This is a genomic window from Alkalibacillus silvisoli (assembly GCF_039521975.1).
In the GTDB taxonomy this organism is placed as follows: Bacteria; Bacillota; Bacilli; order Bacillales; family Alkalibacillaceae; genus Alkalibacillus; species Alkalibacillus silvisoli.
In genome coordinates, this window is the sequence record NZ_BAAACZ010000011.1 from 15,337 (window position 1) to 29,150 (window position 13,814).

Here is a 13,814-nt window from a genome sequence, read left to right on the forward strand (position 1 = left end):
ACTGTACGAATACAATCAAGAGTAGTAAAATAATTATAAATAGATACAAGGAAGTGACTTCCATACTTATATATGAATATGCAAATGCTTCATGGATTAGAAGGGAGTGTTTTAGTTGTCACGACCTAAAATTGGTCTTGCATTAGGTTCTGGTGGAGCGAGAGGTTTTTCCCATTTAGGCATTATTAAAGTCTTAGAAGAACATGATATTCCTATTGATTATATTGCTGGAAGTAGTATGGGAGCTTTAGTTGGAGCATTCTATGGAGCAGGTCAAAGAGTAGAGGACTTATATAATCTTGCGTTATCGTTTAGACGAAAGTTCTTTATGGATATTACAGTTCCAAAGATGGGATTAATTCAAGGGGAGCGGATTAAATCTTATATCCGAATGTTTACATATAATAAAAACCTGGAACAATTTAATATACCCATATCAGTAGTTGCTACAGATATACATAATGGAGAGAGAGTCGTATTTAAAGAAGGCGATGCAGCTGCAGCAGTTCGAGCAAGCATATCAATCCCAGGTATCTTTGTGCCAGAACGGGTTAATGGTCGTTTGTTAGTTGATGGTGGGGTTATAGATCGTGTTCCGATTTCAGTTGTCCGTGAAATGGGAGCAGATCTAATTATTGCGGTTGATTGTTCAAAGTTTGAAGAGAACACAGATATTCTATCGATTTATGATATCATTATGCAAAGCATTGATATTATGCAAGATGATATTACGACCCATCAAATTATGGATGCCGATTTTGTTCTAAGGCCAGAAGTGTATGAATATAGTTCAAGAAACTATTCGAATATTAAAGAGATTATTGAAAAAGGTGAATCTGAAGCTAAAAAGCACGTTGATATCATTAAACAAACGATGGAAGATTGGAAGGAGTAGCATATGTTTTCGAATAAAAAACAAATTATTTTCTTTATTGTAACGATTGGCCTTGCATTGTTTTTATCCTATTATCAATTAGATTATTATATATATCAGCCTGGTGAAACAACATCCTTAACATCAGTAGTTGAAATGGAAGATGGGTTTGAAGGTGAAGGGGAACTGCATTTAGTAACGGTAAGAGGTGGTCAGGCAACACCTTTATACTATTTATGGGCGCAAATAAGACCGCATTACGATATTGTGGATTTAGAACAAGTTAGACCCCATGGCATAAGTCAAGAAGAGTACATGGAGGCGCAACTACAATTTATGGAGAGTTCACAAGAAGCGGCAACCGTTGTAGCTTTTGAAGCTGCTGGAGGCGATATGACGATTAATTATAAGGGAGCCTACATTGCAATGGTCGTTGAAGATATGCCAGCAGATGGTCACTTAGAAATAGGTGATGAAATTATTGCGGTTAATGGTGATCTAGTGGCATCTTCAGAAGAAATTATTAATGTAACAGAAGCAATGGAAGTAGGAGATTCAATTGATATTACGTTTATTCGTGATCATGAAGAAATGACCACGACTTTTGAGCTCGGTCCATTTCCAGATGACCCGGACCGACCAGGAATGGGAGTTTCTCTTGTAACAGACCGTGAAGTTGAGGTAACGCCTGAAGTTAGATATGATAGTGGTCAAATTGGTGGCCCTAGTGCTGGTTTAATGTTTGCTTTGGAGGTCTATAACCGTTTGACGATGGATGATATTACTAAGGGAAGGTCGATTGTAGGTAGTGGTGAAATAGATTATGATGGTAATATCTACCGAATTGGTGGAGTCGATAAGAAAGTCGTATCAGCAGATAGAGAAGGTGCAGATCTATTCTTTGCAGCTAATGAAAATGGTCGTGAAGGTTCGAATTATGAAGAAGCTTTAGCGAAAGCAGAAGAAATCGATACTGATGTAGACGTCATACCGGTCGATACGTTTCAAGACGCAATAGATTATTTGAATGAGCTTGATTAATTGAAATGGATTTTGTGATGCCCCAGTTAAAATTATCCATAACTGGGGCTATTTATTTTATAAAATAATCGGACCTGTTAATTCTTGTTTACGTAGCTCAATCTTTTTTTCAGCAGACAATGGTGCATAATAAGCATCCATCGCACGCTCTTCAATTTTTAAAAGTTGATTAGGGCTTTGTTGGATATTAGAAATAATCGGCACGTCAATTTGATTTTTCTTTTTGTTTAAAAATAAGCGGCCTCGCTCATTCATACCCAATAATCTAATGTATGGTGGTGTTGATAAGTTACTAAAGGTGTTTACCTCGTCTTTAGTTGTATTAGTTAATACATGCACGAACATTCTTTGTAGTCTTGTCCATGTATAACGTTTTGTTTTAAGTGCATTCATCCATTCTTGGAAACTTGTTACTTTGTTAACCGTTTGTTTTAATTTGTATTCTAAACCTTCAACCATTCCGTGTATCGCTCTTAGTTCATCCTTGGACTTAGTTTGAACAAGTAATTGTAAGTAAGGAAAGTACAGTTCCCAATCATGCCATACCTCACTTGTTTTTTGATAAGCTAGTAGCTGTTGAACTGTTTCTTTAGGGAGTGCTTGTATCGCTTGATCTGTCAATTCACCAAATTCATTAAGTTCTTTGCGGATGCTAGTAGCACTTGCTATATTGTGTTCAATTGTAGAATCGTGATAGCCACTTTTGGTTCTTTGGATCGTTTCAGGTTGGATGTGGCTATGTAGGGATCGAATCGCTTTTACATAACTAAAGCCTAAGATATTGTTAGGTTGTCCTAAATCTAACCCTTTAGACCTCAACCCTATTGCTTCATAAGCGTTTGTACTGGATTGAGGGAATGACAACCCTTTTTGTAAGTTTGATTGTAATATAGATTGAAATTGTTCTTCATTTTCTTTAAAATGCGTATAATGGTCATTAAAAGCTTGAATGTCACCAGACTCGCTACCGAAGCATATGTAGTCAACTTCTAAAGCATTAAGGATTGCTATTGCTCCATGGGCGAAGAGGTCTGCGTATTGCGCTGCATAAATAAAGGGTAATTCTAATACGACATCAACATCATGATTCAAAGCAGCCTTCGCTCTAGCAAATTTATCAATGATTGCCGGTTCACCCCTTTGTAGAAAAGAACCGCTCATCACAGCTACAGTGACATTGGCGTTAGTTTTTTGTCGTGAAGCTTCTTGATGATAATAATGGCCATTATGGAAAGGATTGTATTCAACGATCAGTCCACAAGATCTCACATCAATCACGCCTTTGTACATTATTTAATTCTATGTTAGAAATAAATTAGGGAAAAAACAAGTACAACTTTTAATAATTGGGCAAAACTAGGTAGTGTACAGGACTGATTAAGTTTTGGTGTTAAGAAAAAATATTGACAAAAGGGACAATTCCTTTTAAAATAACTCTTGTTGCCTTGAGGTGATTATAATGAAAATACCTTTGCAAAAAGTTAAGGCTAGTGAACCTTATTCATTCTCGGAAACGGTTGATGTATCTGAGTTAGAAACGATGGACAATGATATTAGACAATTACATGAAGTTGATGTAACGGGTGAAGCGTTGTTAGAACAGGGCATTTATACATTTCGTTTTAATGTTAATGGGACAATGGTTTTACCTTGTGCAAGAACTTTAGTAGATGTGTCATTTCCATTTAATGTTGAGGCTTATGAGCAATTTACAACACAAAGCTATAAAGCCTCTGAAGAACATGAAATCCATTTTATTGACCGAGAAGTGCTTGACTTAACGCCTTATATCAAGGAAAATATTCTATTGGAAGTTCCAATTCGCGTTTTTAGTGAAGAAACTAAAATCGAGGATGTTGTTGGTGAGCAAGAAGGATTTACAGTTCTTGGTGAAGACGAATACCATGAACAAGAAGCGATGCAGCAAGAACAGCTGGAAGAAGAAAAGCAACAGAAAGTAGATCCTCGTCTCTCATCATTGAAACAATACTTTGAAGATGATAAAAATTGAATTGTTGATCCTTGATACAGTTGGATCTGATGAGAAAAAGGGAGGTGTAACAGATGGCAGTACCAAAGAGAAAAACATCTAAAAAAGTAAAGCGCCAACGTCGTACTCATAAGAAATTACATTTACCAGGTATGGTAGAATGTCAAAATTGCGGAGAGTACGCTAAACCTCACCACGTTTGTAAGGAATGTGGACATTACAACGGTAAAGAAGTAGTTGAAAAGTAATTCAACAATGCAAAAGGTGTCTCAATAAAAGAGGCATCTTTTTTTATACATTAACAAGGGTATAACTTACTTTAGGTTTTTTAATGGTTTTAATATATATGTTGGAGTATATAAAACAAGGATAACTAATAAGGCGTTAACGTGCTTTTTTGTGGTTATACCAACGGACACGAGCAAACCACCAAAACAAACACTATATGCCATAACATGACATTACCAGGATTGGAATACTTTCATGTGATCGATACAAGGGAAGAACTATCATTTTCATATTTATGTCGAACGCCCACGTGAGATGACATCATGCCCTGTTTGTCATACCCCAATCGGTTAAGGTTCACGATTATCGTTGGCAAAAGGTTAAAAACAAACTTTTCTTATAACAGAATATAGGTAGAGGATGAGGTTAAAAATGAACAATCTTGTTAAAGTTGAAAATAGTAAAATAGAGCAAACGACAATCCTGACGTTAAATCGGCCTGAAAAACGTAATGCGATATCAATTGAATTAATTAACCAGTTAAAAGTCATAATTGAAAAACTACACCAAGATGATGAAACAAAATTAGTCATAATCACTGGTGAGGGGTCAGCCTTTTGCGCCGGTGGTGATTTGAATGATTTTCATGGAGAGATTGATCAAGAAAAAGCACATGAGCTATTAAGTCAGATGCAAGAAGTACTTTGGCAAATAACAACACTACCAATGCCTACAATTGCATGGATGAATGGCTTAGCACGTGGTGGCGGAATGGAATTAGCTTCAGCCTGCGATTTTCGTTACGTTCATGAAAGTGGTAATTATGGCTTTACTCAAGGAAAGCTAGGGATCTCAACTGGTTGGGGCGGTGGAACGTTATTGTATGAACGAATTCATTCACAAGAAGCTTATTATTGGCTAGTAAGTGCTGATATACGAAGTGCCCAAGTGCTTAAATCTATTGGTTTTGCACAAGCTACTTTTAGCACTCATCAACTAGAACTTGAACACGACCTCATTAAACCATTTATATCTCGAAGTTTGACTCAGTTAAAACATTGGAAATCGCAATGGCTTCAAAATCAAGATTTACAAAAATTAAAAACAAAGATGGATGCTGAAGTGGAAGCATGTAGTCACATGTGGGTTAGTGATGAACATAAAGAAGCAGTCTCTAACTTTTTTAAGAGAAACAAAAAATAATGTGTCTATCTCCTCTAATCGTTGCATATGTTGGAAGTAAAGACCATGAGCGAAGGAGGAGGCGACGTGTCAACGCGACAAGATGCATGGACTAGAGATGAAGATTTATTATTAGCCGAAATGGTCATTCGATACATAAGAGAAGGAAAAACACAGATGAAAGCTTTTGAAGATGTCGGTAAAAAACTGTCTAGAACTCCACAAGCATGTGGATTTAGATGGAATGCTAATTTGCGTAAGCAATATAAAAAAGCCATTGAACTAGCGAAAAAAGACCGTAAAAAGTTTAATGATCAATTTACTGTACCTAATAGTTCGAATGATCAACAAAAAGGCCATAGTGTAAAGACGTTTGATGAATTAATTGAGCAACTAGAAAAATTGAAGGTGGAGTATGTACCTTCTCAAAGTTTAAAAGAAAGTCATTCTTTAACAGAGGTAGAAGAGTTAAAAGCGCGACTGAAAACTTATGAAAAGTGTGTAGAAAGGATTTATGAACTAACACGCGAAGTAGTAGAGAAACCTAAGTCTTAATAAGATCAAAAGGACTTCCTAACCTATGTGAGTTAGGAAGTCCTTTTTATTATTCTTCTGATTTCTCTTGAACACCTTTTGGCATCCAAATATAAGGATTTTCTCCAAAGTCGCGCTCCATTTCATAAGTAGCTGGTTGAAAGCCTTGCTTTTCCCAGAAGTCATGTGAGTTAATGCGCGCATTTGTTTTGATTGGCAGATTGAACCCTTTAGCAAAATCCACTAATTGTTTACCGAATCCTTTATGCCGATAATTATCTAATACTTCTAACTTCCATAATTGTAAGTAGTCTTGTTGCGGTTCGAAATAATAGTCGTATTTTGAGCCAACACGGTATAAACTCATTCGTGCAACGAGCTCATCACCGAAATAAATTCCGTAAAAAGGAGATTCGCTATTGTTTTCAATCATGTTGTGCTCTAAGTCTTCTAGCATTGATAATTCTTGAATTCCGTAGGCTTTAAACTTTTTAAACTCTTCTAATGTCTTGAAATTTATTAATAAACGTTCTACTTTAGTAGGCATAAAAATTTTCCCCCTTACGTTTTCTGTAGTTAATTATAGTACAAAAGATTGAACATGAAAACGATTAAGTCTAACAGTAATAAAATTTCATCCCGTAATAAGCTATTTTTCTGATAAAATGTAGTTTGTGAAGAACTAATCCTCCAATCAAAAATGAAGCAGGTGTCATAATATGAATGTTGGCGTAGTTGGTATGGGTGCAGTCGGGATGTTTGTTGCATATCAGTTATCTTATTATGGACATAATGTTACGTGTTATGTTAGGCGCGATCAACAATTAGATCAATTAAAACAATTTGGAATAACTGTCGATAATTGTTCAAGTGTCAGGCCAAATGTGCGTCACTTTAATGATTTAGTTGCACATGAGGTATTAATTGTTTGTACAAAACAGACACAACTGGACTTTGTACTATCAAAGCTTGGTGAAAGTGAACAAATACATAAGTCTTTGTTATTTTTACAAAATGGAATGGGACATATACAAAAGTTAAACGAATTACAGCATAATCAAGTATTTGTAGGGGTTTGTGAGCACGGTGTTAAAAAGGTTTCCGATCAAGAGATACAATTAAACGGTTTAGGCCAAATTAAAGTAACCTCATTAAAAGAATGTGAACAAGTTGAACATCTAAAAGATCTGAGTCATGATCAATTTCCAGTTCATATTGATAAGGATTTGTTCACTGTTTTAAATGAGAAGTTAGTTGTTAATAGTGTCATTAATCCATTAACTGCTCTATTTGAAGTGGAAAATGGGGCTATTTTACAATATAATCATTTAGCTAATTTAGCCTATAGCTTGACGGTCGAAGCATCACAAGCTCTTCAACTAGATGAGGTGAAAATGTGGGAGTTAGTTAAAAGGGTCTGTGCTAAAACACAGCATAACACTTCATCCATGCTATCTGATTTTCAATCAAAGCGCCCTACGGAGATTCAATATATGAATGGTTATTTAATTGAACAGAGCCATTTACCATTACCAAATCATCATGTGATCTATGAGCTAATTAAAGCAAAAGAGGAAGTAAGTGAGGTGAGGAAGTGGACATTTTAACATCTATTATAGCTTTTATGTCTACTGCTCCTTTTATTGTTTTTTTAGTTTTGTTTTTTATTTTAAAGAAAGTGACGAAGCAAGCGACTAGATCGACTAAAATTGCTGCAGATGTCTCTTGTGTATTGTTTTTAATTTCTGTTATAGGCTTAATTGATTATATTTTTAATATATCTTTACTTTGGGAAACAATTATTTTTTATATGCTATTTCTTGCTTTGATGATTACGTTACAGTGGCGTAAAGGTGAAGAAATTTATATCACTCAAGCTATTCGTTTTGTTTGGCGAGCAAGTTTTGTTATGTTATCAGTAGCTTACTTTTTATTAGTACCTATCGCCATCTTGTTATATCTATAATAATTTTCATCGGAGTTACTAATGACACAGCTCTGTTAGACAGTGCGGGTTTTATAAAAAAAGCGAATAGCCGTTAAAGGAAGGTATTACACATGGAAGCTAAACCAATTGAATTAACACAACAAGCTAATCTTATAAAAGACTATAGAGATCGAAAAGAATCAATTTATAAACATTTTCAATATGATCCATTTCAATTAAGAAGTTTTAGAAGTAGGTATGAATACTTAATGGGCCAAACCTACAAGCGTGAAGCTTTAGTGAAAGTGCTAAAGGAACAGAATGAACGTTGGGTTATGACATCGAAAGTTCAACAGAATATTGAAGCACTTCTAGATGAAAAATCAACCGTCGTAATTGGCGGACAGCAAACAGGATTACTAACTGGCCCTTTGTATACTATCCATAAAATTGTATCGATTATCATTCAAGCGAATGAAATGAGTGAGTATTTAAAAAGCCCAGTTATTCCTGTTTTCTGGATGGCTGGTGAAGACCATGACTTTTTGGAGATCGATCATGTTTTTACTTATCAAGACCAAGAGTTAAATAAAGTAAGAATTGATGATGAGACGCCGTTTGATTATAAAAGCCCTATTTCAAAGCGAGAGATCCCAGTTGTTGAAGCGGAGCGATTTATTGATCAAGTATTTGAGACGTTTCAAGAAACAGAGCATACTAAAGAATTATACGAAACTGTTCGACAGTCATTAAACAATAGTAAAACTTATGTTGACTTTTTCGCCTGTTTTCTAAACCAACTGTTTGAAAAAGATGGTTTAGTCTTAGTTGATGCAGATGAGCGCAATTTAAGAATGTTAGAACGTGATTACTTTATACGAATGGTTGAAAATCGTGAAGACATTGCAACGAAAACGGCAGAACGTTTAAAAGCACTAACTGCATCCGGTTACCATATTAACTTAGACGCTAAGTCGACTGATGCGCATTTATTTTATCATCATGATGGTGAACGCTTATTATTAGAGGTGGATACTAACGGGCGGTATCGTTCTAAAGGTGGGGAAGTTTCCTTTTTAGAAGCTGAATTAAAAGAGTTAATTTACCATTCACCTGAACAATTCAGTAATAACGTTGTGACAAGACCGTTAATGCAAGAATTTGTTTTCCCGGTATTATCCTTCGTTGGAGGCCCTGGAGAAATTGGATATTGGTCTAGTTTGAAAGGTGCTTTTGAAGCGGTGAATTTGCAGTTACCAATAGTGACACCAAGACTTTCACTAACATTGATGAAACGTAACCATCAGTCAATTATGAATCAATATCATGTGGATGAAACGGATTTAATAAATAATGGTACTTATCAAGATAAAATGAGCTGGTTAAAACGTCAAAGTAAATATCCTTTAGAGGAAACGGTTCAACAGGTGAAGAAGCAAATGGAAGTCGCTCATCAACCTTTACAAGAAATTGCCCAATCAGTTAGTAATGATATGGCTGCGTTAACCGAAACTAACTTAAAACAGATCGAGGATGAAATTAATTACGTTGAAAAAAAGCTCTATCATGCGATTAAAGGACAACATCAGGATGTCGTTTTACGCTTTGACGATTTAGATTCCTTTTATTATCCATTAGGTGGTTTACAAGAACGTGTTTGGAATGTTGTTTATTGGCTGAATGAATATGGTCTTGACCTACCAGAATCTTTAACTAAAATACCACCGCGCTTTGAACAAGATCATCAAATAGTCATTTTATAACCACCTTCTCACCACCATCCCCCACTAATCTACCACATTGTAAGTATATTGATAAATCAAGGTTTTCTACACGTTTAGTATGAACTGAACGTGTATTTTTTTGTTTTTTTGGGAAATGGTGTGGTAGAAAGTGGGGTGATGTGGTAAACTTATTTTAAAGGTGGGCGAAGTCTATGTTCATGGGAGAATATCAACATAATATAGACACAAAAGGAAGATTGATTGTACCTGCTAAGTTTCGTGAGGGGCTAGGTCAAACTTTTGTGATTACACGAGGGTTGGACAAGTGTCTTTTTGCTTATCCACTTGATGAATGGAAGCAATTAGAAGAGAAGCTTAAAAAACTCCCACTAACGAAAAAAGACGCCCGCGCATTTACACGCTTTTTCTTTTCTGGCGCTGTTGAATGCGAAATAGATAAACAAGGAAGAATAAATGTACCATCACCACTCCTCTCATATGCTTCATTAGATAAAGAGTGTGTCGTCATTGGTGTTTCCAATCGAGTTGAAGTTTGGGCTAAGGACCAATGGGATGAATACGTCGAAGAGTCTGAAGATTCTTTTGGAGAGATTGCGGAGAACTTGATGGATTTTGATATTTAACATAATGAGGTGCCAATACAAATGTTTGAGCATTATAGTGTTTTGAACAACGAAGCAATCAAAGGATTAGACATCAAAGAAGAAGGCACATATGTGGACTGTACCTTAGGTGGGGCAGGCCACTCTAAAGAGATTTTAAAGCAATTAACAAAAGGGAATCTAGTCGCATTCGATCAAGATGAACATGCAATAGAATATGCAAAAGGTATTTTACATCCGTATGAGCATCAGGTCCAATTTATAAAAAGTAACTTTGTAAATTTAGAAAGTGAATTAAACGAGTTAGGATTAAATGAAGTAGACGGGATTATATTTGATTTAGGTGTATCCTCACCACAACTAGACGAGGGGGAAAGAGGATTTAGTTTTCACCAAGACGCACCATTAGATATGAGAATGGATCAGTCTAATCCGGTTAGTGCCTATCATGTCGTAAATGAATGGCCTTATGAAGACTTAGTTAGAATTTTCTTTAAGTATGGTGAAGAGAAGTTTTCTAAACAAATTGCTCGTCAAATTGAAAAGAGACGTGAAGAAAAGCAAATCGAAACAACCTTACAGTTAGTGGACATTATTAAAGAAGCTATACCGGCTTTTGCAAGAAGAAAAGGTGGTCACCCAGCTAAGCGGATTTTCCAAGCTATAAGAATTGCTGTTAATGATGAGCTAAATGTCTTTCAAGATGCCCTACATCAGGCAGCTAGAACATTATCTATAGGCGGGAGATTAGCTGTTATAACCTTCCACTCATTAGAAGATCGAATTTGTAAACAAGCGATGAAAAAGTGGAGCACAGAACCACCAATTCCAAAAGATATACCAGTATTACCTGAGGAAGTACAACCACCATTCAAACTGATTACGAGAAAGCCAATTGTTGCCTCAGATGAAGAACTTGAAGAAAATAGACGATCTCGTTCAGCTAAGCTAAGAATCGTTGAAAAAGTAAAAGAGTGGGAAGAACAATACACGCTTGATGAAAGGAGATAATACTTTATGGCTCTTGAACAAGTTAGATCTTATCAAGTACAACAACCTGTTCAACCAGAACGAAAGAAAGATCCACAACCAAAACCTACCTCACAACCAGCTAAAAAACCTTGGTTTACTAGAGGTGAAAAAGTTTTATATTCAATCGGTATTGTTATGATTGCTGTTATGGCTGTTATTGTTGTGAGTTTTTCATCTTCAGTTGATTCGTTAAATCGTGATGTACAACAATTAAATACGCAAGTACAAGAAGTGCAGTCACAAAACAATTCACTTCAAGCAGAAGTACAAGAGCTTAGCAATCCGAATCGAATCTTAACGATCGCTGAAGAAAATGGCTTAAACATCCGCCATGCAGAAGTAAGACAAGCGAATAATACTCCTTAAGGCGTGGTTAAATATGCGTAAAGTCAATCAAAATGGTGTTATGCTGCTAATTGTCGTCGTAATCTTTTCGATATTCTTCCTAACGATTATCGGCCGATTTATGTATATTCAAGTAACTGGTGAAGTACAATCGGTCGATTTAATTGCTTATTCAGAGAATATGCGTGAAACTCAAACGAACCTACCAGCAGAACGTGGGAAAATTTATGATCGATCAGGTATGGTATTAGCAGACAATAGGCCAGTTTATAATATGTATGCAATATTAGATGAAACTTATACAGGAAATTCTTCAACATCTTTACATGTTGAAGATATTAATTATACCGCTGAACAGCTTGCTTCTGTATTGGATGAAGATCAATCTGAAATAGAAGAACGATTGGCTCATGGTGTAGAGGAAGACCGCTACCAAATCGAGTTTGGTTCAACAGGTCAAAGTATTCCAGAAAGTGTTGTAGAAGAAATAGAGGAATTAGAACTTCCTGGCATTTATTTTGAACAGACATTACAAAGGTATTATCCTAATGATTTGTATGCCTCTCAAATAATCGGTTACACAGGACATACTGGTGATGAAGAGGACAGACAAGTGCGTGGTGCGTATGGAATTGAATTAGAGTTTGATGAATATTTGACAGGAAAAGATGGTTTTATCAGTTATCATCAAGATAGTTATGGTTATCAGTTAAGAAATGCTGATGAAGTTGTTCAATCACCAGAAGATGGTCATGATATTCAACTGACTCTTGATCAAAAAATTCAATCCTTCTTAGAAGATGCGCTCACCACAGTTGAAGAGACTTATGACCCTGAACGTATTATGGCAGGAGTAATGGACCCGGAGACAGGCGAGATTTTAGCGATGGCTAATCGACCGACATTTAATCCAAATACGCGCGATAATATTGAAAATTGGTATAATGACATGGTTTCATCACCATTCGAACCTGGGTCTACTATGAAGATTTTCACCTTAGCTGCAGCAATTGAAGAAGGGGTATACAATGGAAATGACACGTTTCAATCAGGTCAGTTCAAAATTAGTGACCACGGTAGGTCCATACATGACCATGACCCAGACGGTTGGGGTGAGATTACATATGATGAAGGTATATTACGTTCATCAAACGTTGTGATGGCTGAGTTACTTTGGAATCGCATGGGGCCTGAAACTTACTTAGATTACCTTGAAGACTTTCATTTAGACCGTATGACGGGTGTTGATTTAACAGGAGAGCGGATTGGAACCATTTCATATGGTGGGCCATGGGAGCAAATAACAACAGCATATGGCCAAGGCTCGACATTTACTCCAATGCAAATAATGAAAGCAGCGACGGCCTTAGCTAATGATGGTGAAATGGTTCAGCCGTATGTAGTATCAAATGTTCTTGAGCCAGAAACAAATGAAATTGTAGAACAAAAGGAAAGAGAAGTTGTAGGTCAACCGATTAGTCCTGATACGGTTACTCAAGTGGTTGATCTGTTAGGTCAAACGGTAACGGAAGATGAAGGTACAGCCGGTGCATTTGCCCTAGATCAATATACGACTTTTGGTAAAACAGGTACCGCATCAATTCCAGACCCTGAAACAGGCTTATATATGAGTGGAGCATCAAATTATGTCTTTTCATTTGTTGGGATGGCTCCACAAGATGACCCTGAACTACTAATGTTTGTTGCGGTCAAACAACCTGATATTGATTACCGGTATGAAGGTAGTGATACAACATCTTATATCTATCGAACGGTTATGGAAAATAGTTTACATTATTTAGATGTTACACCTGACCAAGAACAAGCTGATGCTATGAATGAAATTGATTTAGGCGATTATAAAGGAGCATCAGTGGATACTGTATTGAATGAATTAGAGGATGCGGGTGTTAGAGTTGAAGTGATTGGAGAAGGTGATCAAGTAGAAGATATATGGCCGTCAAGTGAGAGTCAAGTATTATCGAATCAAAGAGTCTTATTAAAATCAGATGGTGAGATGACGATTCCGGATCTAACTGGTTGGACATTACGAGATGTCATTGCTTTAAGTCGAATAACAGGTATTGAATTAGATTATATCGGAACAGGCTTTGTTAAAGATCAGAACATAGAAGCTGGATCTACTTTAAGTGAAGATCGTAGACTTGTTGTCGAGTTAAGCAATGAACGTAATTCAGATGACGATGATGAAGAAGAAGAAAATGAATCTGACAGTGAAGAATCTGAGGAAGACGCTTTAGAAGATGAAGAAGAACAATTTGAATAATAAATGGACAATGGTCTAAAATATCGC

General features: G+C 36.2%; 15 protein-coding genes. 13 read left to right on the forward strand and 2 right to left on the reverse strand.

Going from position 1 to position 13,814, the window contains the following annotated elements; all coding sequences use genetic code 11:
• Positions 1 to 115: 115 nt before the first annotated feature.
• Positions 116 to 895 (forward strand): patatin-like phospholipase family protein, encoded by a 780-nt coding sequence (locus tag ABDZ63_RS07480; protein ID WP_343782807.1) that lies wholly within the window; start codon positions 116 to 118, stop codon positions 893 to 895.
• 3 nt (positions 896 to 898) lie between these two features.
• Positions 899 to 1,915 carry a SepM family pheromone-processing serine protease gene (locus ABDZ63_RS07485; protein WP_343782808.1) on the forward strand — a complete coding sequence of 339 codons (1,017 nt, stop codon included), beginning with the start codon at positions 899 to 901 and terminating at the stop codon, positions 1,913 to 1,915.
• Positions 1,916 to 1,972: 57 nt separating this feature from the next.
• Here ABDZ63_RS07485 and ABDZ63_RS07490 read toward each other — a convergent pair whose 3' ends face one another.
• Entirely contained in the window at positions 1,973 to 3,193 is a 1,221-nt protein-coding gene (locus tag ABDZ63_RS07490) for a nucleotidyltransferase (RefSeq protein ID WP_343782809.1), read from the reverse strand.
• 193 nt (positions 3,194 to 3,386) lie between these two features.
• Here ABDZ63_RS07490 and ABDZ63_RS07495 point away from each other — a divergent pair, with 193 nt between their 5' ends.
• The 4 genes from ABDZ63_RS07495 (at position 3,387) to ABDZ63_RS07510 (ending at position 5,870) form a co-directional block, all read left to right on the forward strand.
• Entirely contained in the window at positions 3,387 to 3,926 is a 540-nt protein-coding gene (locus ABDZ63_RS07495; RefSeq protein WP_343782811.1) for a YceD family protein, read from the forward strand.
• Positions 3,927 to 3,979: 53 nt separating this feature from the next.
• Entirely contained in the window at positions 3,980 to 4,153 is a 174-nt protein-coding gene (gene rpmF, locus ABDZ63_RS07500; protein ID WP_343782812.1) for a 50S ribosomal protein L32, read from the forward strand.
• Positions 4,154 to 4,565: 412 nt separating this feature from the next.
• Positions 4,566 to 5,336, forward strand: coding sequence for an enoyl-CoA hydratase/isomerase family protein (locus ABDZ63_RS07505; protein ID WP_343782813.1), 771 nt, complete (start codon positions 4,566 to 4,568; stop codon positions 5,334 to 5,336).
• Between the two features lie 120 nt (positions 5,337 to 5,456).
• Positions 5,457 to 5,870, forward strand: a complete 414-nt coding sequence (locus ABDZ63_RS07510) for an RsfA family transcriptional regulator (protein ID WP_425541966.1) — start codon at positions 5,457 to 5,459, stop codon at positions 5,868 to 5,870.
• Between the two features lie 49 nt (positions 5,871 to 5,919).
• On the opposite strand, the gene ABDZ63_RS07515 is transcribed toward ABDZ63_RS07510, so the two are convergent.
• On the reverse strand, positions 5,920 to 6,396 hold the full coding sequence (locus ABDZ63_RS07515) for an N-acetyltransferase (RefSeq protein ID WP_343782815.1): 477 nt from the start codon (positions 6,394 to 6,396) through the stop codon (positions 5,920 to 5,922).
• A 172-nt stretch (positions 6,397 to 6,568) separates the two neighbouring features.
• On the opposite strand from ABDZ63_RS07515, the gene ABDZ63_RS07520 reads away from it, so the two are divergent.
• From ABDZ63_RS07520 to ABDZ63_RS07550, 7 genes are all read left to right on the forward strand, one after another.
• Positions 6,569 to 7,456: a 2-dehydropantoate 2-reductase gene (locus ABDZ63_RS07520; RefSeq protein ID WP_343782816.1), complete on the forward strand. Its 888-nt coding sequence runs from the start codon at positions 6,569 to 6,571 to the stop codon at positions 7,454 to 7,456.
• Positions 7,444 to 7,815, forward strand: a complete 372-nt coding sequence (locus tag ABDZ63_RS07525) for a DUF3397 domain-containing protein (protein ID WP_343782818.1) — start codon at positions 7,444 to 7,446, stop codon at positions 7,813 to 7,815. Before ABDZ63_RS07520 ends, ABDZ63_RS07525 begins: the two co-directional genes overlap by 13 nt.
• Positions 7,816 to 7,907: 92 nt before the next feature.
• On the forward strand, positions 7,908 to 9,539 hold the full coding sequence (gene bshC / locus ABDZ63_RS07530; protein WP_343782819.1) for a bacillithiol biosynthesis cysteine-adding enzyme BshC: 1,632 nt from the start codon (positions 7,908 to 7,910) through the stop codon (positions 9,537 to 9,539).
• A 173-nt stretch (positions 9,540 to 9,712) separates the two neighbouring features.
• Positions 9,713 to 10,144 (forward strand): division/cell wall cluster transcriptional repressor MraZ, encoded by a 432-nt coding sequence (mraZ, locus tag ABDZ63_RS07535; protein WP_343782820.1) that lies wholly within the window; start codon positions 9,713 to 9,715, stop codon positions 10,142 to 10,144.
• Between the two features lie 21 nt (positions 10,145 to 10,165).
• Positions 10,166 to 11,134 (forward strand): 16S rRNA (cytosine(1402)-N(4))-methyltransferase RsmH, encoded by a 969-nt coding sequence (rsmH, locus tag ABDZ63_RS07540; protein ID WP_343782822.1) that lies wholly within the window; start codon positions 10,166 to 10,168, stop codon positions 11,132 to 11,134.
• A gap of 6 nt (positions 11,135 to 11,140) precedes the next feature.
• Positions 11,141 to 11,521, forward strand: coding sequence for a cell division protein FtsL (gene ftsL, locus ABDZ63_RS07545; RefSeq protein ID WP_343782823.1), 381 nt, complete (start codon positions 11,141 to 11,143; stop codon positions 11,519 to 11,521).
• A gap of 13 nt (positions 11,522 to 11,534) precedes the next feature.
• Entirely contained in the window at positions 11,535 to 13,787 is a 2,253-nt protein-coding gene (locus ABDZ63_RS07550; RefSeq protein ID WP_343782824.1) for a penicillin-binding protein, read from the forward strand.
• Positions 13,788 to 13,814 lie beyond the last annotated feature (27 nt).

Bases quoted from the DNA above. Each gene is read 5' to 3' on its own strand.
- ABDZ63_RS07505 (WP_343782813.1), top strand. From the start codon at position 4,566: ATGAACAATCTTGTTAAAGTTGAAAATAGTAAAATAGAGCAAACGACA.
- ABDZ63_RS07520 (WP_343782816.1), top strand. From the start codon at position 6,569: ATGAATGTTGGCGTAGTTGGTATGGGTGCAGTCGGGATGTTTGTTGCA.
- ABDZ63_RS07510 (WP_425541966.1), top strand. From the start codon at position 5,457: ATGGTCATTCGATACATAAGAGAAGGAAAAACACAGATGAAAGCTTTT.
- ABDZ63_RS07485 (WP_343782808.1), top strand. From the start codon at position 899: ATGTTTTCGAATAAAAAACAAATTATTTTCTTTATTGTAACGATTGGC.
- ABDZ63_RS07515 (WP_343782815.1), bottom strand. From the start codon at position 6,396: ATGCCTACTAAAGTAGAACGTTTATTAATAAATTTCAAGACATTAGAA.
- bshC (WP_343782819.1), top strand. From the start codon at position 7,908: ATGGAAGCTAAACCAATTGAATTAACACAACAAGCTAATCTTATAAAA.
- ftsL (WP_343782823.1), top strand. From the start codon at position 11,141: ATGGCTCTTGAACAAGTTAGATCTTATCAAGTACAACAACCTGTTCAA.
- rsmH (WP_343782822.1), top strand. From the start codon at position 10,166: ATGTTTGAGCATTATAGTGTTTTGAACAACGAAGCAATCAAAGGATTA.
- rpmF (WP_343782812.1), top strand. From the start codon at position 3,980: ATGGCAGTACCAAAGAGAAAAACATCTAAAAAAGTAAAGCGCCAACGT.
- ABDZ63_RS07550 (WP_343782824.1), top strand. From the start codon at position 11,535: ATGCGTAAAGTCAATCAAAATGGTGTTATGCTGCTAATTGTCGTCGTA.
- mraZ (WP_343782820.1), top strand. From the start codon at position 9,713: ATGTTCATGGGAGAATATCAACATAATATAGACACAAAAGGAAGATTG.